Origin of the sequence: Victivallis sp., assembly GCF_048170485.1 — a bacterium.
Lineage (GTDB): Bacteria > Verrucomicrobiota > Lentisphaeria > Victivallales > Victivallaceae > Victivallis.
Genome location: NZ_DBEXAY010000032.1, coordinates 1 through 20,178 on the forward strand (window position 1 = coordinate 1; position 20,178 = coordinate 20,178).

Genomic DNA, 20,178 nt, shown 5'->3' on the forward strand with positions numbered 1-20,178 from the left:
TTTTCCTCTTGACTTTCCTCTGGAAATCAGGTATAATATTTGTAAACCAAAAGTAGGTTACACATGAAAAACAGCCAGGAAAATCGTACAGAAGCGGTTCGCCGGGAGTTGGTGAGCTTCATCAAGAGCGCCAGGTTGAAACGGGGTGACAAACTGCCATCCCAGGCCTGTCTGCGCAGCCGGCTCGGCGTTGGAGCCGTAACTATTGAGCGGGCGCTCAAACTGTTCGCGGACGACGGCATTCTGGAAATCCGCCCCAAAAAAGGGGTTTTCCTGCTGGAAGATAATTTCAACGGTTACGTCGGACGGCGGATCGGGATGGTGGAGTTCCGCATCGCCAACTATCCATATGGAGCTGTACTTCAGCAAAGTTTGCGGACACAGTTCGTCGACCATGCCTGCCAGGAAATTCCCTTCATTCGCCGGAACATTCAGAAATGCGAGTGCGACTCTCTGGATATGTATGACGGCCTGGCTCGCAATATCGCCCGACGCAATCTGGATGGAATTCTGACGACCAGTTCTTTTGACGAAGAGGCGCGGAAGTTCTTCCGCACCCGGAAAATTCCCGTCTGCTCCGTGGGGACGGCCGCGTGGCCATACGGAGCCGTTGTGCAGCAGGAAGACTTCTGCAGCAGAGCGTTTCAACTGGCCCGCGAACGCGGGTTCTCACACCCGGCCGTCATCACCTACAACGGCCCCCGTCCGGAGGGGATCCGGGGCCTTTACGCCCGCTTTTTCCCGGAAAACGCAGATACCTACTGCTGCGGCCTGGACCGGTTCAACGAGGAGCCGCATCAGGAACAGCGGCAGGCCAGAATCACCGAAGCACTCGACCGGCTCTGGAATCTGCCGGATGAGAAACGGCCGGACTGCCTGGTGATTCCGGATGACACCATTGCCGCAACCGCCTATCTTTACTGGCGGGAACGGACGAGGAATGTGCCGCATTTCATCTATGAGCGATGTGAACAGCTGCCCTTTTTCATGCCGCCGCACTGTATCGGCGATTACTTCTATATCGATGTGGAGAAAATTGCATGTGCCGCGGTTGAACTGCTTCTCGATGTGATCGATGGCAGGAAACCAGAAGATTCCCGAATCATTGTGCCGGTGCCACTGGTGAAGATGGAAGAACAAACTGCCTGCCCCGGTAAAATTTCGATCGCCTGAAGCCATGTTGTTTTTCAATCTGACAGACGTTCTCCGTTTTCTCCGTCAACTGGAGTTTTGACCGCGAAGCAATCGCATACAACCCGATATTCTCATACCCAACAAAGGAGATGGTTGAAATGGCAGTCATGAAGACGTTGCACAAGAAACACAAATTTCCCCATGGCAACAAAGCGGAATCGGAAAGCATTTACTTTACCTTGATTGAATTATTAATCGTTATCGCTATCATTGCGATCCTCGCCGCTCTGCTGCTGCCTGCCCTGAACAAGGCGCGGGAAACGGCCAAACGGGCCTCCTGTTCGGCCAATATGAATCAGGTAGGCAAAGCGGAAATGATGTATTCCAGCGATTTCTCCAATTATTTTGTGATAACAGCGCGCGGCTACGGCACCTATGCGGCGGTGATGAACCAGCTCTACAAGCTGCCCCGGACCGTATTTTCCTGCCCGACGGAACAGAATCCGACCCAGGAGGAGTTCAACTATATCTCCATCGGCATTCACCGCCCGGACAGCGGTGCGGGTTATGTCAGGACCGACGAATTCTACTGGCTGAACCGGGAGGAAATGGGGCAGTACTATCTCATGGTTGATCCCAATCACTTCTTTGTCCTGTCCAAGATGAAACAGCTCTCCCGGATTCCGTTTCTGGCCGATGTCAGACGGCCTTTCAATGTGGCGCAGCCCAACCGCGGGTTCGCCTATTTCATTCCCAACAACAAATTCGCCGGCGGCCCCAGCGGCATCGGCTGGGTTCATTCCGTCGGGGCCAACATCACCTATGCGGACGGTCATGTGGAATACCTCTCTGCTTCGGAATTAAAATCGCGGGGCTATACCTACTGGGTCGATCAATTCGGCCGGGCCGCCTGGTAAACGATATGAAAAAAGGCCCCGTTCCGCCGAAGCGTCGTGCTCCGGCAGGACGGGCCGTTGTTGAATCTGTATTGAAAAAAATTTCTCTGTACCATGAAAAGAAATCTACTGAGTCTGCTTGCTGTTCTCCCGCTTTTCACTGCCGTTTGTTCGGAACCGATCGACTCCGGCGACGCGATCGTCATCGGAAACACTACCGGAATCTATCTGGAATCGGAGTCGCCAAGCTTCTCCCTTCGTAAAAATTATGTCAAACCGGTCCGCTACCGGATTCTCGACTCCCGGAACACGCCGGTGCGTTCCGGCGAGTGGCCGGAGGCTGGCCGGGGCGTTCTGACCGTTGACTCCCTGCCGCGGGATTTCTACACCATCCGGCTGGAGGGGAGTAACTACACCGGCGCCGTCCCGTTCGGAATCGTGCCGGAACGAAAGAAAGCTCCCAATCCGGATATGATCTTCGCCGCAGACTCCGCCCAGAGCTGGCTGGCCGGAGCCCAGTTGCGGAACAGCCGCCACCCCGGCCCCGGATTTCATCTCGCGGCGGAAGCCGCCCGGCGGGCGGGCATCGGCTGGGTCCGCGACCGCCTGAGCTGGCCGGGAGTGAATCCCACTCCGGATAAGATCGTCTGGCGCCAATATATCCCCAGCGCCTGGGAGCTCGGGAAACGCGGGGTGAAAGTCTGCACCTTTTACAGCAGCGCGCCCGCATGGGCGAAACGGAAGAACCGCGATCTGCCGGACGATCTTGCCGCAACCTACCGGTTTGCCCGGATTGCCGCAGAACGCGGCCGCGGCTCCATTGAAGGGTGGGAGTTCTGGAATGAGGAGGATGTCGCCAATACGATGGAGGGAGCCTGGGATTATGCGGCGGCGCTGAAGGCGGCCATGCTCGGCTACCGTGCCGGCAATCCGAAGGCGGTGCTTCTTCACGGCTCGTTCAGTGCGTTTCCGGTGCGAAATTATTCTCGCGTCGTCATGAAAAACGGCGCCATACACTACTTCGACGTTGCAAACTTTCACGTCTATGCGCCGCTGTGTGACTACGCGAAGCGAATCAACGGCTTCCACCGTTTTCTCGCGGAATCCGGCATCCCCGGCAAAGCGATCTGGGTGACGGAGAACGGCACACTCGCCCCCGGACTTGCTCAGAAAAAAAGCTACATCCCCAACATTCTCTGCTATTCGCCGGAGCAGGAGAATCTGGTTGCGGAATTCGTGCCGAAATCCCAGATTCTCATGCAGAGTCTGGGCGTTTCCCGGAATTTCTTTTTTGTCCTTTCGCCCTACACGGAAGGCGCGCGCGACTGGGGGCTGTTGAATCGCGATTTCACCGCCCGCCCCGCCTACTACGCCTTCGCCACACTCGTCCACACGCTCGGCGACGCGACATTGCAGGGAGAACTTTCGGCTCCGGCAGGCGTCCGTGCCTGGCTCTACCGACAGCCGGACGGAACGCAGACGGTCGCCTTCTGGAGCGAAAGCGAGCTGGACACAAAACCATATGATCAATTTCATCCTCACCCGGAGAACAGGTATGAGCGTCAATTCCAGCTTCCGGCAGCCGATGGCAGTTATCTTGTCCGCGCTCTCTACGGTGCCGCGAGCCGGGTGGCGGCAAAACAGGGCTGCCTCAAACTGACTGCCTCCCGCTATCCGGCATACCTGACCGGAATGACTGGACTTGTTCCGGCAAAACCGTTTCGCAAACCCGCCGGAACGGGAGTTCCGAAAACGACGATTCGAAAACATGTGATTCTGCGTGCGGACCTCTCATCAGAATTCACCGTTTCCAATACGCGCGATTCGGTCGATATGAAACAGGATTCCGGACGGGTCACGTTGCAGATCTGGAATCTCTCCAACCAGCCCGAAACCGGCATGGTGACGCTTGGCGGCGCACGCTGTTCCGGGCTGCCGACCTCTCCCGTCACCGTTGCGCCGATGTCCTGCCTGGAAATTCCGCTGACCGTCACACCGCAACTCGATGCGGCGGGAATCAACGGGGAACTTCATTTCGAAGGCAGTTTCAGCGGGGAGAAGATTTCGCCGCTGATCATCCCGGTCCACCGGTATGAGAGAAAGCTCTCCCGCTTCCCGAGCCGGGAGTTCACCGGTATCCTGGAGCCGAAACGCTGGCGAGCCAACAGTTCCGGAGCGATGGAGATCCGGTTCGATCCTGCGGAGAAGGCAATCCGGTTCGACTGGAAGTTCACCGTACACGGCGATCGCGGCGACCGCTGGGTCTATCCGGAATACATCCTCCGCGGCGGCGAAACGCTCCGCAATGCCGCGGCCGTTGTCTTCGAGATCAAGACCACACCTTCCATCCCCCGCGAAGCCGTCTTCATGGCGGTCAATGACTGGACCCGTCAGCATGGCAAAACGACCTACATCTGGTATCACAATCCGGGGCCGGAGTGGGAGACACGCCGGGTGTCGTTCGACGAGATACTGCCGGAGCCGGAAAAGGCGAAAATGATCCGGATCGGCCTGAATCCTCTGGTAAATCAACAGACCTTCTGGATTCGGAACCTTCGCGTCATCTACCACCCGTAAACGCCGGAGAAGCCGGGGAACATCATGCCTTCCCCGGCGGCTCTTCCAAGCCGAATCTCCCTTCAACAGCCGTTGCGCTTCGTAAAGCGGCAGCTGGTAAAGGCGTATCGCGGGCAACCGCAACCTGCCGGAAGAAGAGGTGCGCAATTTTCACGCATCAACGAAAAATCCGGCCAACTCTCATCACAAAGGGTTCGTCTCTTTCCGGCGGGGCGGCGGGGCAACACCGATGCGCCCCTTGCCGGTGTGACATAAAATCCCGGTTGGACGGCTGGAAAAAGCGGTCCGGCTCCTTCATGCCGGACCGCCGCATTCACTCATCAAGGAAGTCTCTGCACGGAAATATCGTCCAGGTAGACCGCCCCCTTCTCCTTCGGCAGCCAGAACTTGATCCGGGCAGTCTTATCCAGAACATCCGGATAACGCTTCGTGTCTTCCGACACAACCAGGGTGAGTTCGTAAGGCTTCCAGTCATCCGCGAGATTGAACTTCCGGCGGATATAGAGATGCTCACCCCGGTGTTTCACCGGACTCCAGATCTCAATACAGCAGTCAAGAACTCGTATTCCCTCCCCTTTCGCCCAGAATGAGAGTTTCAATTTCTGCCCGGGCATGGCGGGAAGATCCCGGGAAATTACCGAAAGGAGCGCCTCCGGCGAAGCGGTCAGCTTCATACAGCGGGTGCCGTTGAAGAAATCCCGGTTCTCCACAAGCGTCGCCGGATAAGCCGGTGAAGAGTAGTTCTTCTTCCAATCCTCCGTCATTTTGCCCGCTTCCAATGAGCCATCGGTCAGCAGAGAGGTGACGGCAGAACCGCGGGCTGCCACCGGAGTTTCCTGAATGATTCCGAACTGGAACCGATCCGCATAGGCTTTCCCCTCCGCGCCCCAGGCGACGCTGCGCACCGCTTTGCTTCCGGAATTCTCCGCGTCGTTGATCTTGATGCCGAAGCCGAAGGGAACCCCTTTTGCCGGGCATTCAAAACGGACGGAATATCCGGAAGCGGTCGGGGCAATCTCCCAGCGGCAATCCTCCTCCCGCAGCTGCTGCGACCAGATCCGAAACGGCTTCGGGTCACGCGGCGAAAGAAAGACGCGCGACGTCTCCGCATTGTAACGCTGCGCCGAACGCTCCGCCAACACCAGCGGGATCGGATCGAGAAAGAGCTCCACTGAATCGCTCTCCCACGGTTCCCGCGTTCCGTTCGGACCGGCATCGGTCGAATCGCATACCTCCACACTCACTTGGAAACGTTTCTCTCTCACCTCCGTCCGCACTTCGGCGGAAAGCCGGCCGTCCGCAGACCGAAGCTGCAGGGGCGAGCCATTCGCCAGCACGGGACTCTCGGAGAGCAAGAGCGGCACCCGGTAAGTCGATCCGTCAAAGATCACCACATGGGCCGGCGTTTTCTCCCCGCGAATCCGGCGAACCGGAATGGAAACCATCCGGCTCTCCCCCGGCTGCAGAGAAAGTTTGACACACTCTTTCGCACTGTAGCCGCCGCCGTTCAAACCGACGATGCAATGCCGGATCTCATCGGATTGATTGTGAAGCCCGACGACGGCATTTCCCTGTATCACCCGGCCTCGGTCCGACACCTGAACCGGAAAGACGAAACGGGGTTTCAACGCGGCACAGGCGGCGAGAAATTCCGCATCGTTCCTCTTTCCCTGCGTCAACAGCCAGGGGGCCGGCCCGACCTTCTTCAGGCCCGGCGCAACCGGGTTCCCGAAGAGATCCATCACATCAAACCGGGAAAGATCCAGCGTCACACCTGTTTTTTTCTCATAGTTCCAGACTGCGGCGATCAGTTTTCCGTCCCGGCGGTAGACGTAGCAGATCACGCCGGCCGGAAGACGGTGCTTCGCCACCACCTTCGCCCCTTCAAACAGACGGGCCAATGTGTTGCAGGCGACAAAATAGGTGGATGGAATCAATTCGCCGACGTAGGTGAGATAACTGGAATCCCGCCACAGCATATCTTCCTGAATTGAGATCGATTGTGCGACGTTCTCTCCGCAATCCAGCAGAAACCGGGTCAGCAGATACTCCACCTTTTTCTCCTTCTGTGCCCGATCGGTCGATGCGGGTGTATCAAAGAGGTAGTAAAGTTCCGTATTCCAGATGGGCAGAGTTTTGCCCGCTTTCTTCTGCAGATCGAAAATCGTCCGAATCGCCGCATCCGCGGGCTGCAACGACCCCAGTTCCCGCATGCTGTAGGGATGAAAACTGAGAATGTCACACCAGGCGAGCCCACCCGCTTTGATCGCCTGTTCGAACCAGCTGTTGCTGTCCGCCTTGAAGTCGGAAGTGACACTGAAGCCAACCACCCGAGCGTTTGCATCCCCCGCCTTCAGCCCCTCCCACGTCGCCTTGAGATAGCGGTTATACACCTCCGGCGTGACATAGAGATTGGGTTCGTTGGTGAACTCGAAATAGGCTTGTTTCCCCTTCAGATGCCGGGCCAGAGCGGTCATGTACTCGTTCCAGCAGTCGATCGGCGGCAGAGCGATGTATCCCTTCAGCTTCTGCATCGCGTAAGGAGGATGTTCCGCCGGACGTTCCGCCATCGGCAGCGCCCAGGCAGGCAAAGGATTCTCCCGCGCGTATCCCGTCTTCAGATACGGCTGCCGGAACAGCTCGCCGCCAAGCACATGCACCGGAACCATCCCGTATTTCTCCATAAGTCCGGTTACGGAGTCCAGAAAACTGAAATCATATTCTCCCCTCACCGGTTCTGTTGCCGCCCAGGCGGTCGGCAGACGGCCGCTGTCCCACAGCCGCACGAGCCGGATTCCGGCATCGCGCAGAAGCGCGAACCGCTCCTCCACGGAGACGTTGGAAGTGAAATATCCGTTCCGAAGAATCAGCTTATGATTGGTGTAACCGCTGGTCAATTTCGGCCCGCCGTTGATTCCGACACAGATATCCCGGTCATAGTTGCGCGGTTTCCGCTCGATGCTGCCGATCACCACATACGGAAGCTTCCGGGAGACGATTCCGTCGCCGCTTACTTCAAGCGTGTAACTGCCGTACTGCGGAGCAATGCGGCTGCGCAGCGGCAGCTCCGCGATTTCACCCGCCTTCAGCTCGACGGGCACACTCTCTTCCTGGATGGTTTTACCGTCATATTCGGAAACGGTTTTCACCTTCAAGGCTCCACGGTATTCCTGCGCCGTGTCGTTCTGGAGTTTCAGCCGGAACGGGGATTTCTCCTTTTCCGCAATGTTCCAGCAGTAGCGACGGCCGGCAATCCCGGCATAGACGGCTCCGGGACTTCCTCCATCCTCCGTAACGGAAAGATCATCCAGCCAGAGATTCCCTTTCCATCCGCCCTCCGGATCGGTCCGCTGAAACGACCAGATCCGGATCACATTCGGGCCGCCCGCCGCGCCGGTTTTGAAGCGGAAACTGTATCGGGAATACCGGTCGCCGACCTGAAAGGTCTTACGGTTGGTGTTCCACTGGATGTCATGGATCAGCGCTTCCACCGGCACTCCGCCCGCGACATCGGTTTTCGCGGTCATGGAGAAGGTGTAGACCGTGTCGGGTTTCAGCACAAACGAGGAGACGTAGAACTCGAAATAGTCCCCGTCCGGATTGGGAATCCGAATGGAACAGTTCCCGTGTGCAGGATCTGCTTTTTCCAACTCCAGCGGCAGATGCCGCCGGTCTTTCCGGGTGACAATCCGGTGCAGTGCGAATCCATCGGTACCCAGCTCGAATCCGCCATTGTAAATCAGGTTTCCGCACTCCGCACTCATCACGCCGAGAGAGGCGACAACCGCAAAAAAAAACTTCATCTTCCACTTTCCCTTCTACTAATTCCAATACCGGTTTCCATCCGCATTTTCAAACAGAAATATTTCCCGTACTTTTTTGTTGTTTGAAACATATCGCAGCGTCGGCAGAACACCGGCGTGCCCGTCGGCATACAGCATCTGATCGCTCTCACCCGGATGACGCAGAGAAAGTCGGTCCAGCGCGGTCGTATAATCGTAGACAATCAGCATATTTTTCTGGTCGTCCTTCTGCATTTGACCATCGGCACAGACGATGGCGCGGCTCGGACGTTTGTTCGCGGTGATCTTTTTCGCCATGCGCGGTTCCGAAGCAAAACCGTTGTTTTGCGCACTTCCCGTCCACTGTCCGCAGTAGGCATTCCACCCGTAGGAGGTAATCGAATAGAGCGTATCCTGGTAACTATGTTGATACACCTGTTCCGGCGGTGCCGCCGGACAGAGAAAAATCGTCTTCCGGTCGGAAAAGAAATTGCCGTAACTTGAATTCCCGACATAGGGCCAGAGCATCACGATCCAGCTGTCCATATACTGTGCGGTATTGTTCCACTTCTGCCGGCAGAACGGTACGTAATCCTGATAATCCCGGGTGTAGTTGATCATCCCGGTGCCGATCTGTCTGAGCTGGTTCAGGCAGGTGACGGAGTTGGCCCGCATCCGTGCGGAATTCAGAGCGGGCAGAAGCAGTCCTGCCAGAATTGCGATGATCGCAATCACGATCAGAAGCTCGATTAACGTGAATAAACCTCTCCGTTTTTCATCTCCTCGCATGTGCTTCTCCCTCATTTCAGCAGTTGATTATAGATCACGAAACGGACGTCATAAACCGCGTGTGGCAGCGGCAGACCGGGATCCCGTACTTTGGCAATCAGATATTCCATCATATCCATGCCCATCTTTTCCAGGGGCATATCGGCATAAATGATTCCGGCGTCGGCATAGATCTCGCCTTCCAGCCGGTCGAAGCAGAAGAGCGTAATATCGCGCCCGGGAACACGTCCGGCCTGTTTGCAGGCGAAAAGCACCCAGTCCAGCACACCGATGAGCGGCAGGAACAGAGCGTCCGGATGCGTTTCCCGGATGAATCCGGCGATGGAATCCACTGCGGCGAGAGAATCAAAATCCCGCACCAGTTTGAACGGTTTCCCGCCGGTTTCCGAAACCGCATCTTCGTAGCCCGCCATGCGGCATGGATTGCTGTAATTGCCGAAACGCTCTCCATCAATCGCACCGATTTTCTTCAAACCGAGCCGTTGAAGCAGGCGGACCGCCCGTTTCGCCTCTTCATAGAAATCCACCCGGAAGGTGGCGACTTCCGGCCAATCCCGGTTCAGCACAGCAATCGGGAATCCACGCCGGGAAAGTTCGGCGAGCCGCGCCCGGGAAACGCCGCCGGCTTCCACATAAAAAAATGCGTCGAACGGCAATTTTCCCTCCGCGTTCAATTCATGCGGGTCGGCAAACAGCAGATGACAATTCTGCGCCGCGGCAACTCGCTGCACCCAGGGAATGATGGGGGACGCATAGGAAAATGAGTACAGCCTGGTCATGCCGATCGTCAGCGGCTTGTTCAGTCCGGCATCCTTTTCGCAGACAAAGCTTCCGACCCCGGGCTCACGACGGATCAGCCCGCGCTGCTCCAGATAGTCCAGAACTTTCCGGATGGAAGAACGGCTCAGCGAATAGTGTCGACAGAGTTCATGCTCCGAGGGCATCTTCTCGCCGGGAGCAAGACACCCCTCCCTGATCTGCAGCATGAACTTCTCCGCGACCGGCTCAAACAAATTTTTTCGCCCTGCCATGCGCCATTTCCATACAAATTAAAATACATGTTTGTTTTTACAGGCAATATAAACTGGCTTTTGAGTTTTTTCAATAATGGAGCGAAAAAAAACACAGATTTTTTTACAATTGATCAGGAGAACACCGGGGAACACAACAGCAACATCTTGTTGCTTAGCACTTTTCACTTTACCGAAAGTAATCCGGCAGGATATGCAGCAAGTGTCTGTCTGCGGCTCCCCGGCAATGGTCATGAGATTGTTGCGCCCGGCCCGGCAACCGGACAAAATCGCGTCTATCCCGCCCCCACCGGTTCGGGGTCTCAAATACACCATTCCCCGGGAAGCCGTCTTCATGGCGGTCAACGACGGGACCCGTCAGCATGGCAAAACGACCTGCATCTGGTACCACACAATCCGGGGCAAGACTGGGAGAAACGCCGGGTGTCGTTCGACGAGATACTGCCGGAGCCGGAAAAGGCGAAAATGATCCGGATCGGCTGGGATCCTCCGGTTAATCACCAGCCATTCTTGATTCGGGACCTTCGCATCATCGATCACCCGTAAATGCCGGAGGAGCCGACCTATCCCGGACCGCCGGACGCTATTCCAGCTTCAGCACCAGGGGGAACGGATGCTCGACGCGGTTCCGGCAGGTAATCCGCAGACGGCCGGCGGATTGCGTCATCTCGATTCCGGAGCACTCCTCCCAGTTCCCCGAGGCGGTCAGAACGCGAACCCGGGGGACAGCCCCCTGCCAGCCGAGATCGAACGAACACTCCGGCCACGCATCGAGATTCAGGTTGAAACAGCCGATCACGGTGAAGTCCGCCATATCCCGCCGCCAGGCGAGCGGATACGCCCCGTCGCACTGGAACAGCATCGCCTCGCTCCCCTTGCCGAGATAGCGGATCGCACTCTGCAGCTGTTTGCGGCGGAACGGGTGGCAGAAGGCGACCCCGCAGCAGCTCTGATACTCCATGCCGTGCACGATCACCCGGCCGCCGCCGGCATTCTCAAATGCGATCATCGCCGGCGAAGTCCGGTTGGTATCCGGGTCCACCCAGGAGGAGATCACCTGCGCCCCCTCCGCCGCCTCCAGCGGACAGATTCTGCCATCGGCACTCAGGAACGGCAGGGTCGCCGTCAAATATTTGCGGGGAGCTCCGCCGAACTCGACGTTGTGAAACTCCTCCGCGGAAACCACCCACGGCAGCTGGACCCGGACAGCGGGCGGCGCGATCCGTTTCAGCCCGATCTCGGCCCCGAAGCCACGCTCCAGCAGAATTCCGGCGGCGACGCCGTCCAGCAGCACTCCGCGGGTCAGCCACTCCCTGAGCTCCTCATCCGAAAGCATCCGCGCGCTCTGCCCGGAGAGGGCGAGAATTCCGGACTCCTCGTAGGTGGTGGGAATCCCCATCGACTCCAGCGCGCTCATCATCGGGAAGCCATCCTCCGCCAGATCCTGGTAGGAGGCTCCGGCCGGCAGCACCTTGCGCATGCTGAACTCATCCCGGTGAAGCAGTTTGACCCCCCGGTAACGGCCGGGCCGATTGGCAACTCGTGCCAGCTCGTTCAGGAACGGCTTTTTCTCCGCCAGCATCGTACCGTAATGGATCTCATCCTGCATCGGCGTCCCCGCGTGGTCAAACAGATTCAGCGTCACGCCGCTGGAGCCGTAAGCCATGGAAACCGCAATTTCCAGAAAGGTGAAGGTCACACTCTTGGAGAAACGGGTGAACGGCACGCTTTCACATTCCGTCTGCTCGATCACCCCCTCCGGCAGAGCGTGGCGCGTCAGCTTGATGGAGTCCTGCGAGTAGTAGAATCCACGCATGGACTCTTCGCAGTAGTTGGCCATGGGCGGACGGCTGTAGAGCGGACGATGGTCCGCCAGCGCCTCGGCCAGCCGCTTCCAGTCCCGCCCCTCCACGCAATGCTGCCGGGGACCGCTGGACATCAGCCCCATGCAGGTCTCCGGCGAAACCTCGTGCGTCACCTTCGCCAGGAAGGCGACGGTTTCGATCATGACCTCCTGCTGCATCCGGAGATACTCCGCGCGCCACGGATGCGGACGCCCCGGCTGCAGAATGGCGCGGACCAGCTCCTCCCGGCTGACCTCCCGGCCGACGCGCTCGCTGAACAACTTCATATGCCGGGGGCAGAAGCAGCCGAAACGCACCGGTTCATGGTTGAAGGTTCTGATGTCATCTTCGACCCACATGATGTGGGGATGGGTCTGCGCGTAGATGGTCCACAGCTTCCGGGTATGCTCCCGCCATACCGGCGAAAGGAAACAGGCGCAATGATGCGTCTCGGAACCGTCATCTCCTACCATGCATTCCAGCCCCGGCAGACGGTCGCGATCATCCCGGCCGCGGTCGGCATGGCCGGCGGTGATCCACGGATTCAGCGAATAGACGATCCCCAGCTCCTCCAGCCTCCGGCGGACCTCGAAGAGTTTCTCCTGATACGCGGCGGCCCATTCCAGCGACGGATGCCCGTGCGAGAACTCCTCCGTGTCGATCTTCACGATCACTTCATCGATTTTAAATTGAGGGGCCAGCCGGCAGAGCTCTTCCAGGGTCTCCTGAAATCTCCAGGGCGGCAGTGTGCGGCGCAGAGAGTACCACGCCTGATCAGGCAGGGTCGGATTCAACATGACAAGATGCTTTCGAAGTTCAATTTTTACTATTTTTCTGTAGAATCGCCGAACGCCGGGAGTGTTCAAACGGAATTCCCGCGGCAGTTCGAAGCGGTATGTTTCTCAGCCGGGAGATACTTTACTCCATCTTGTTTATTTTTCAACTTCATTCCGCCGGAGGAACCGCCATTTTGAGCAGAAAAAAAGGGCCCCCCGGCCGCCTCCCCCGCCCGCCGGCAGAACAGGAGATCAGACCGCCCCACCGGAACTTTTCCGGAACCGGCGCGGCGAAAGCAGAAACCGCCCGGTGAACTTCTTGGAAAAGTAGTTGGAATCGTGAAATCCGCAGCGCAGTGCGATCTCACCGATCGGCCAGTCCGTTTCGGCCAGCATCGCCTTCGCATGTTCCAGCCGCAGCCGGAGCAGATACTCGACCGGCGTCGTGCCGGTCGCACCGCGGAAAACCCGCAGAAGCGTACTGATCGACATCGAACTGGCCCGGGCCATCTGCGAGAGGCTCCACTCGTCAGCGTATCCGGTCTCCAGTTCGCTCAGCAGCCGCCCGATCCGCAGTCTCGCTTCGCCGGGGCCCGTTTGCTCCTCCGCAACCGAGCGGGACAGCAGGAGAATCATGCTCTGCAGCAGTGTCACGCAGGCGATTTCAAACCCGTCCCGCCGGAACTGCAGCTCCTCTTCGGCATGAGCAACCAGTTCCAGGAGCTGATGCAGCTGACCGCGCCCGAGCCTCAGATGACCATCAATTGTTTCCGCTGCCCCGCTCCGCCCCGGAACCGTGCGGAAGATCGCATTGTATCCCGGCAGTTTCCGGAAATAGGACTCCGTGCCGCGCAGCAGCCGGCGGTCGAACATGACGTTGACGATTTTCAACGATCGATAATCGGAAAATCCGTGCCGCATCCGGTTTTGGATGATGAAGACATCTCCGGTACCGACCCGGCCGGCCACATCATCGACAATCTGCTCCCCCACGCCGCCGGAGATGATGACGATTTCCGTAAAATCATGGCGATGAATTACTCCAGTAAAGTCGTAAGCGTGGCTGACGCGGGTTCCCTCCACGCGCCGGATCGAAAACGGGAACCCGGTGGAATCGAAATAGAACGTTCCCGCCAGTTTTTGAATCGTTTTTTTCACAATGACGATATTATACCCTTTTTTGCGGAAATAGTCAAGGTTTTTTCTGTCGGAAACACTATACTAGATCGCAGAATCATTTCAAACAGGGAGATGTTCCATGCGTTTCAATCAATACTGCGTCACACAGCGCTCCATGCCGTTCTGGTGCATCAGCAATCCATTGAGCGACCCCTTCGGCGGAACGGTTCTGGAGAAAGGGGACTCCCTCGAGATGGCCCGGCTGATCGCCTGGGCCGCGCGGGAAGGCCTGATCGAAGCGACCAGCTACCACGACGACGATCTCGTGCCCTGGAATCCGGACGCGCCGGAGGATGATCTGGATCCCTCCAGCGACGCCAGCCGGAGACTGCGCGAAATCAAAGCGGTTCTCGACGAAGCCGGCGTGGAGGTGCACGCCTCCATCTGCAGTCTGCACGGCAACAGGATCTTCCGGAACGGCGGCCTCTGCAATCCCGACCCGGCCATCCGTGCCCTGGCGGCTCGCAAGGTGGAACGCACGCTGCGCATCGGCCGGGTTCTCGGTGCGAAATACTACGTCTACTGGGTCGCGCGGGACGGCTTCGAAGTCCCCGTCTGCACCGACTGGGCCAACGTGTACGAATGGCTGGCCGAGGGGCTGAACCATGTCACCGATTACATCCGTGAACAGAAGATGACCAACTACATCGGCGCCACCGTCGAACCCAAGCCGAACGAGCCGCGCGGCCAGATGTTCCTGCCGACCAGCGGCCACGCGGTCGGCTTCATCCTCGGCAAACTCCGTCAGCCGGAGTTCTGGGGCGTCAACCCGGAACTTCTTCAGCATGAAAGCATGTGCCTGCTCAACGCCGTGATGACCGTCAGCTATCTCTGCTCGCTGGGCAAACTCAAGTTCCTCCATTTCGGTTCACAGATCAAGGCCCAGTTCGACAACGACTTCCCGCCGCTGATCGGTCCGGAAGGGCTGAAGGAGACGGTGTTCCTGTTCAAGGCGCTCCACGACATCGGCTGGAAAGGCGTCGTCGAATTCGACTGCCACATGCTGCGCGCCGAAGGGGATCCGCAGCAGCAGACAGAATGCCGCAAGCAGTTCATCCGCAACTGCTCCGAAGCGGTCGACATCGCGATTGCGCTGGCGAAGCGCATTCAGGCCCCCGCGCCCGGACTGAGCCAGTCCGCCGCCGATCTTGCCAGCATCCGCCAGATGTGCAACCTCTGAAGCAGGAGCGGCGCAAATGGGATTCCATCTCGGCATTGACGTCAGTACGCAGAGCGTGAAATGTATCGTCATCGATACAGAAGACGGTACCGTTCCGGCGGAGAGTTCGGTAAATTTCGGCCGGGATCTGCCCTCCTATCACGCGCCGGATGGTTTCCGGCCCAATGCCGATCCCCGGATCAAACAGGCTGATCCCCGGATGTGGCTCGACGGACTGGAACTCGCGCTGGAGCAACTGTCAGCCTCCGGGTTCGATCTCGCCCGGATCGACGGCATCTCCGGCTCCGGCCAGCAGCACGGCTCCGTCTACTGCCGGGAGGAGTTTTCACCGTTGCGGCCGGGGCGCTCCCTTGCCGAACAGATCGGCCCGCGGCTCTCCCGCCCGGTGGCCCCCATCTGGATGGACCGCTCCACCGCAACCGAGTGCCGCGAATTGGATGCGGCATTCGGTGATCGGCTGCAACGCGATACCGGCAGTCCGGCCATCGAGCGCTTCACCGGTCCGCAGATCCGCAAATTCGCCCGGGAGGAGCCGAAGGCATGGCGTCGGACACGGCGGGTCCATCTGGTCAGCTCCTTTCTCTGTTCGGTACTCTGCGGCAGTGACGCGCCGATCGATTTCGGCGACGGCGCCGGCATGAATCTGTTGAATCTGCAGACGTTGCAATGGGATCCGGCGATTGTGGAATTCACCGCGCCGGACCTGATGGCGAAACTCCCGCCGGCAGTCCCCTCCGCGACGGTGGCAGGCGGGCTGGACGGCTGGTTCCGCCGGTTCGGGCTCCGGCCGGGCATCCCGGTCGTGGTCTGGTCGGGCGACAATCCGAACAGTCTGGTCGGCACCGGCGCCGCCACCCCGGGACTGGCGGGAATCAGTCTCGGCACCAGCGACACCTTTTTCGCGCCGATGCGGGTATTCAAAACCGACCCGCAGGGCTGCGGCCACGTATTCGGCAATCCGGCGGGCGGCTTCATGAGCCTGATCTGCTTCACCAACGGTTCGCTCGCCCGCGAGGCGATCCGCCGGGAACTGACCGTGAACTGGGAGTTCTTCGACCGGGACGCACTGGAGCAGAGTTCCGCCGGGAACGGCGGACGCCTGATGCTGCCCTATTTCGAACCGGAAAGCACTCCTCCGGTCCCCCGGCCGGGCGTCCGGAGGAACTACACGCAGGCGACGCCGGCGGAAGAGATCCGCGCGATTCTGGAATCCCAGGCGCTGAGTCTGCGTCTTCACTCCAGCTGGCAGGGGGAGAGATTCCGGCGCATCCGGCTGACCGGCGGCGCGTCGAAATCGACCGGCTTCCGGCAGATTCTCGCCGACGTCTTTCAAGCGCAGATCGAGACCATTCAAGTGACCAACTCCGCCGGGCTGGGTGCGGCGTTCCGGGCGGCCAACGCGGTGGAACAAATGAGCTTCGAACGGCTTTCCGACCGCTTCTGTCGTCCACAGGAGATCACGCACCCCGATCCGGCGAATGCGGAACTCTATCAGGAGATGCTGAAGCAGTTCCGCGATTTCGAAGCGGCGGCTCAACAGGCCTGAACCGGGCGGCACGACGCGGGAGAGGAGCTCACCTCTCCTCCCCGGTTTCGGCGCCGCCGGAGCGATATTCGCCGGGCGTGAGCGAATGCACCTTGCGGAACACCTTGCAGAAGTAGCTGACATCGTCGAAACCGCACTGGGCGGCGATCTCCTTGACCGACGCGGTCGTAGTCTGCAGCAGCCGCACTGCGAGGCGCATTTTCAGCCGGATGATGAATTCGTGCGGCGAAATCCCCTCCTCTTTCCGGAAGCGGCGCGAAAAATGCGAGCGGCTGCATCCGACAGCTTCCGCCAGTTTAGCGACGTCGAGCGGTTCGGCGAGGTGCTCGAGGCAGTAGTCATGCACCTTGCGGTGGAACCGGTCGGACTCCCCCTGTTTGCCCCGGTCCGTGTCGGCCAGAAGCGCCATCAGAAACCGGTAGGCCGCGGCACTTGCGTCATAGCGGGAAACCAGCTGCCGGGCTCGGCACATCCGCAGAATCTCCCACGCGGCCGAGACCGTCCGGGAGTCGGCGGAGAAATCGCCGAGCACCCCGTTCCGCCGGCGGAACTCCCCCGCCAGCCGGACCGCCTCGGAACCGTGAAAACTCACGTAGAGGAACTCCCAGCCGGGGGAATCCTCCGGCAGAAAGTAGCAGTGATTTTCCGGAGCGATCAGCAGCATGGCCCGCCCCGGCGGAACCGGATACTCCAGCTCGCCGAAGCGGAGCCGGCCCATTCCGGAGAGCGTATACTGCCAGATGACCATGTCGTGGCGCCCCCGCTTCATGCCGTCCCAGGAGTAGTCGCCGGTCACACACTGATGGCCGCAGTTGATGAGCATCGCATGCAGCCGGACCGTCCGCTCCGAATAGAACGGAGCGTAGGATTCATGGAAGGGAACAAATTCCGGATTCACGCTCAGATTTACCTTCTGTTCTGGGATGTTTTCCTACAATGTACCATTTTCAAGCTCACTTTTCAAATTTTCGAAGTCGAAGAAAAGCACAAAATTACCATCAATAGCATGTTTTTCATATTTACATCCGCCATAAAAACAACTATTGTATAGAAGCGACCGGGAGGAGCGGGGACAAGGGGTCCCCTGCCCCCGCAGAAACATCACACAGGATCCGGAGAAAGCTCAAATGGCGAAAATCACATTCATGGGAGCAGGCAGCACGGTATTCGCCCGCAACATCATCGGCGACTGCATGTGCCGCGAAGCGCTGAAGGATTCCCACTTCGCGCTGTACGACATCGACGGCGAACGGCTCAAAGAGTCGGAATTCATCCTCAAGACGCTGAATGCCAACATCAACGACAACCGGGCGACGATCACCACCCACCTCGGCGTCCGCGCCCGCAAAGCGGCGCTCCGCAACGCGGACTTCGTCGTCAACGCCATCCAGGTCGGCGGGTATGAGCCTTCGACCGTCATCGACTTCGAGATTCCCAAGAAATACGGCCTGCGCCAGACCATCGCCGACACGCTCGGCATCGGCGGCATCTTCCGCGCACTGCGGACGATTCCGGTGATGCTCGACTTCGCCCGCGACATCGAAGAGGTCGCGCCGAACGCCTGGTTCCTCAACTACACCAATCCGATGGCGATGCTCACCGGTGCGATGCTCCGCGGCAGCAGCGTGAAGACGGTCGGTCTCTGCCACTCGGTCCAGGTCTGCGCCAAGAGCCTGCTGACCACCCTCGGGCTGGAGTGCGACGAAGAGCGCGAAAAGAACCTCCGCACCTACATCGCCGGCATCAACCACATGGCGTGGCTGCTGTCGATTCAGGAGAACGGCAAGGATCTCTACCCGGAACTCAAAAAACTGGCCGACAAGAAGATCAAAGAGTGGCGCAAAGCCGCCCCCGCCGACAAGTCCGGCAACATGATCCGCATCGAGATGATGCGCAAATTCGGCTACTACGTCACCGAATCGAGCGAACATAACGCCGAATATCAGCCCTACTGGATCAAGAGCGCCTATCCGGAGCTCATCACCGAGTGGAACATTCCGCTGGACGAGTATCCGCGCCGCTGTATCAAGCAGATCGAAGGCTGGAAGAAGCAGTACGCGGAACTCTCGAACGACCCGCATCTTTCGCACACGCTTTCGCGCGAATACGGTTCGGGCATCATGAACGCCATCGTGACGAACACTCCGTACCAGATCGGCGGAAACGTCCTCAACAACGGCCTGATCGACAACCTGCCGAAGGAAGCGGTGGTCGAAGTGCCCTGCCTGGTCGACGGCAGCGGCGTGCAGGGAACCCACGTCGGGGCGCTGCCGGTGCAGTGCGCGGCGCTGAACATGACCAACATCAACGTTCAGCTGCTCACCATCGAAGCGGCCCTCACGCTCAAGAAGGAGCACATCTATCAGGCGGCCATGCTGGACCCCCACACCAGCGCCGAACTGCCGATCGACACGATCGTGAAGCTGTGCGACGATCTCATCAAGGCGCATGGCGACATGCTGCCGAAGTACCGCTGACCTTCCCTGCCGGGGAGAGGGCGAAGGCCGCTCCCCGGCATCCTGCCATTACGCGCCGGAAACGGCATAGAGAATGATCGCCGCCGTCATCAGAACGCCGGCGGCGATTCGTCTCAACCACATTTTGCGGCTGATCCTGGCGTCGAGTTTCCCCAGCCCCCAGTGGAGCAGCAGCATGCCGATGCCGATTGAAATCAATCCGCGGCTGGCCTGAATCACGTTGCCGAACACCGTCCCCAGCAGACCGAAGCAGACAAAAAGCGCCACCTGCGAGAAAAACCAGCTCGCCGCAAAGGGGATGGCCAGAACAAACTGCCGCGTCGTCCAGCGGAACTTCCACAGCATCGGCAGTGTCAGAACTCCGAGGATCGCGTAACAGGTCACTCCGACGCCGAACGCAGTGCGCAGAATCCCGACCCCCTCCGACATCCGGACCAGATGGTTCTCGGTCATATCGGTCAACGAGTAGAAGACCAGCGTCACCAGGAGCCAGAACAATCCCTTCAGCGTGAAGTGGTTGCCGCCGCTCCAGTTCATGCCGACCGCGGCGGCGGCGCTCAGCACCACCGCCAGCCACTGCCCGGCGGCGAGCGATTCGCGCATCACCGCGACATAGAGAAAGGCGAGCACGACGATTTTGAGTCCGAGCAGCGACGACATCCGGCTCGCCTCAATCGAACGCAGGGAGGAGAAAAACGCCACCTGTCCCACAATGAACACCGTCACCCACACCACGATCCAGCCGAAGAATTCCCAGAGCCGCCCTTTCAGTCCGGTCGGGAAGAAAAACGGCAGAAACAGCAGACTGAACGCCCCCATCACCAGTTGCGAAAAGATCACCAGCCGCAGTGAGGAGCGATATTTCTGCATAAAACTCGCACTGCACACATACGAAATCGCCTGCAGCAACGCGGTGGCAACTCCGGCAAGAATTCCGACAGCAAGCATAATTTCTATTTCTCTGGGT

Annotated in this window: 14 protein-coding genes; 7 read left to right on the forward strand and 7 right to left on the reverse strand. The window is 58.9% G+C overall.

Annotated features, from left to right (window positions below; genetic code table 11):
* Nucleotides 1-63 precede the first annotated feature (63 nt).
* The 3 genes from ACMLHG_RS01555 to ACMLHG_RS01565 all read left to right on the forward strand — a co-directional run bounded on the left by ACMLHG_RS01555 (nucleotide 64) and on the right by ACMLHG_RS01565 (nucleotide 4,607).
* Nucleotides 64-1,173 (forward strand): GntR family transcriptional regulator, encoded by a 1,110-nt coding sequence (locus ACMLHG_RS01555; protein ID WP_294432834.1) that lies wholly within the window; start codon nucleotides 64-66, stop codon nucleotides 1,171-1,173.
* A 119-nt stretch (nucleotides 1,174-1,292) separates the two neighbouring features.
* Nucleotides 1,293-2,051 (forward strand): DUF1559 domain-containing protein, encoded by a 759-nt coding sequence (locus ACMLHG_RS01560; RefSeq protein WP_294432832.1) that lies wholly within the window; start codon nucleotides 1,293-1,295, stop codon nucleotides 2,049-2,051.
* 93 nt (nucleotides 2,052-2,144) lie between these two features.
* Nucleotides 2,145-4,607 (forward strand): hypothetical protein, encoded by a 2,463-nt coding sequence (locus ACMLHG_RS01565; RefSeq protein ID WP_417169318.1) that lies wholly within the window; start codon nucleotides 2,145-2,147, stop codon nucleotides 4,605-4,607.
* 320 nt (nucleotides 4,608-4,927) lie between these two features.
* Here ACMLHG_RS01565 and ACMLHG_RS01570 read toward each other — a convergent pair whose 3' ends face one another.
* The 3 genes from ACMLHG_RS01570 to ACMLHG_RS01580 are packed head-to-tail and all read right to left on the reverse strand — an operon-like array spanning nucleotide 4,928 to nucleotide 10,209.
* Nucleotides 4,928-8,410 carry a sugar-binding protein gene (locus ACMLHG_RS01570; protein WP_417169319.1) on the reverse strand — a complete coding sequence of 1,161 codons (3,483 nt, stop codon included), beginning with the start codon at nucleotides 8,408-8,410 and terminating at the stop codon, nucleotides 4,928-4,930.
* Nucleotides 8,411-8,428: 18 nt separating this feature from the next.
* Nucleotides 8,429-9,178, reverse strand: coding sequence for a prepilin-type N-terminal cleavage/methylation domain-containing protein (locus ACMLHG_RS01575; RefSeq protein ID WP_417169320.1), 750 nt, complete (start codon nucleotides 9,176-9,178; stop codon nucleotides 8,429-8,431).
* A gap of 11 nt (nucleotides 9,179-9,189) precedes the next feature.
* The gene (locus ACMLHG_RS01580) at nucleotides 9,190-10,209 is read right to left on the reverse strand and encodes a GntR family transcriptional regulator (RefSeq protein WP_417169321.1); all 1,020 of its coding nucleotides are present in this window, start codon (nucleotides 10,207-10,209) and stop codon (nucleotides 9,190-9,192) included.
* Nucleotides 10,210-10,236: 27 nt separating this feature from the next.
* On the opposite strand from ACMLHG_RS01580, the gene ACMLHG_RS01585 reads away from it, so the two are divergent.
* On the forward strand, nucleotides 10,237-10,755 hold the full coding sequence (locus tag ACMLHG_RS01585; RefSeq protein ID WP_417169322.1) for a hypothetical protein: 519 nt from the start codon (nucleotides 10,237-10,239) through the stop codon (nucleotides 10,753-10,755).
* A 37-nt stretch (nucleotides 10,756-10,792) separates the two neighbouring features.
* Here the strand turns inward: ACMLHG_RS01585 and ACMLHG_RS01590 are convergent, their stop codons facing one another.
* Nucleotides 10,793-12,850, reverse strand: a complete 2,058-nt coding sequence (locus ACMLHG_RS01590; RefSeq protein WP_417169323.1) for a hypothetical protein — start codon at nucleotides 12,848-12,850, stop codon at nucleotides 10,793-10,795.
* Between the two features lie 231 nt (nucleotides 12,851-13,081).
* Nucleotides 13,082-13,987: a helix-turn-helix domain-containing protein gene (locus ACMLHG_RS01595; protein ID WP_295807118.1), complete on the reverse strand. Its 906-nt coding sequence runs from the start codon at nucleotides 13,985-13,987 to the stop codon at nucleotides 13,082-13,084.
* A gap of 100 nt (nucleotides 13,988-14,087) precedes the next feature.
* On the opposite strand from ACMLHG_RS01595, the gene ACMLHG_RS01600 reads away from it, so the two are divergent.
* The gene (locus ACMLHG_RS01600; protein WP_295807123.1) at nucleotides 14,088-15,188 is read left to right on the forward strand and encodes a TIM barrel protein; all 1,101 of its coding nucleotides are present in this window, start codon (nucleotides 14,088-14,090) and stop codon (nucleotides 15,186-15,188) included.
* A 16-nt stretch (nucleotides 15,189-15,204) separates the two neighbouring features.
* A complete protein-coding gene (locus ACMLHG_RS01605; RefSeq protein WP_417169324.1) occupies nucleotides 15,205-16,734 on the forward strand; it encodes a xylulokinase in 1,530 nt (509 codons plus the stop codon).
* A gap of 28 nt (nucleotides 16,735-16,762) precedes the next feature.
* On the opposite strand, the gene ACMLHG_RS01610 is transcribed toward ACMLHG_RS01605, so the two are convergent.
* The gene (locus ACMLHG_RS01610) at nucleotides 16,763-17,632 is read right to left on the reverse strand and encodes a helix-turn-helix domain-containing protein (protein WP_417169325.1); all 870 of its coding nucleotides are present in this window, start codon (nucleotides 17,630-17,632) and stop codon (nucleotides 16,763-16,765) included.
* A 229-nt stretch (nucleotides 17,633-17,861) separates the two neighbouring features.
* Between ACMLHG_RS01610 and ACMLHG_RS01615 the strand changes: the two genes are divergently transcribed.
* Nucleotides 17,862-19,211 (forward strand): alpha-glucosidase/alpha-galactosidase, encoded by a 1,350-nt coding sequence (locus ACMLHG_RS01615; protein WP_294432820.1) that lies wholly within the window; start codon nucleotides 17,862-17,864, stop codon nucleotides 19,209-19,211.
* Between the two features lie 48 nt (nucleotides 19,212-19,259).
* On the opposite strand, the gene ACMLHG_RS01620 is transcribed toward ACMLHG_RS01615, so the two are convergent.
* Nucleotides 19,260-20,178, reverse strand: a 919-nt coding sequence (locus ACMLHG_RS01620) for an EamA family transporter (RefSeq protein ID WP_417169326.1), incomplete at its 5' end; no start/stop codon positions are given.

Excerpts from the sequence above, each read along its gene's own strand:
- ACMLHG_RS01580 (WP_417169321.1), bottom strand. The coding sequence starts at position 10,209 with ATGGCAGGGCGAAAAAATTTGTTTGAGCCGGTCGCGGAGAAGTTCATG.
- ACMLHG_RS01575 (WP_417169320.1), bottom strand. The coding sequence starts at position 9,178 with ATGCGAGGAGATGAAAAACGGAGAGGTTTATTCACGTTAATCGAGCTT.
- ACMLHG_RS01590 (WP_417169323.1), bottom strand. The coding sequence starts at position 12,850 with ATGTTGAATCCGACCCTGCCTGATCAGGCGTGGTACTCTCTGCGCCGC.
- ACMLHG_RS01555 (WP_294432834.1), top strand. The coding sequence starts at position 64 with ATGAAAAACAGCCAGGAAAATCGTACAGAAGCGGTTCGCCGGGAGTTG.
- ACMLHG_RS01570 (WP_417169319.1), bottom strand. The coding sequence starts at position 8,410 with ATGAAGTTTTTTTTTGCGGTTGTCGCCTCTCTCGGCGTGATGAGTGCG.
- ACMLHG_RS01615 (WP_294432820.1), top strand. The coding sequence starts at position 17,862 with ATGGCGAAAATCACATTCATGGGAGCAGGCAGCACGGTATTCGCCCGC.
- ACMLHG_RS01605 (WP_417169324.1), top strand. The coding sequence starts at position 15,205 with ATGGGATTCCATCTCGGCATTGACGTCAGTACGCAGAGCGTGAAATGT.
- ACMLHG_RS01565 (WP_417169318.1), top strand. The coding sequence starts at position 2,145 with ATGAAAAGAAATCTACTGAGTCTGCTTGCTGTTCTCCCGCTTTTCACT.
- ACMLHG_RS01560 (WP_294432832.1), top strand. The coding sequence starts at position 1,293 with ATGGCAGTCATGAAGACGTTGCACAAGAAACACAAATTTCCCCATGGC.
- ACMLHG_RS01585 (WP_417169322.1), top strand. The coding sequence starts at position 10,237 with ATGTTTGTTTTTACAGGCAATATAAACTGGCTTTTGAGTTTTTTCAAT.
- ACMLHG_RS01600 (WP_295807123.1), top strand. The coding sequence starts at position 14,088 with ATGCGTTTCAATCAATACTGCGTCACACAGCGCTCCATGCCGTTCTGG.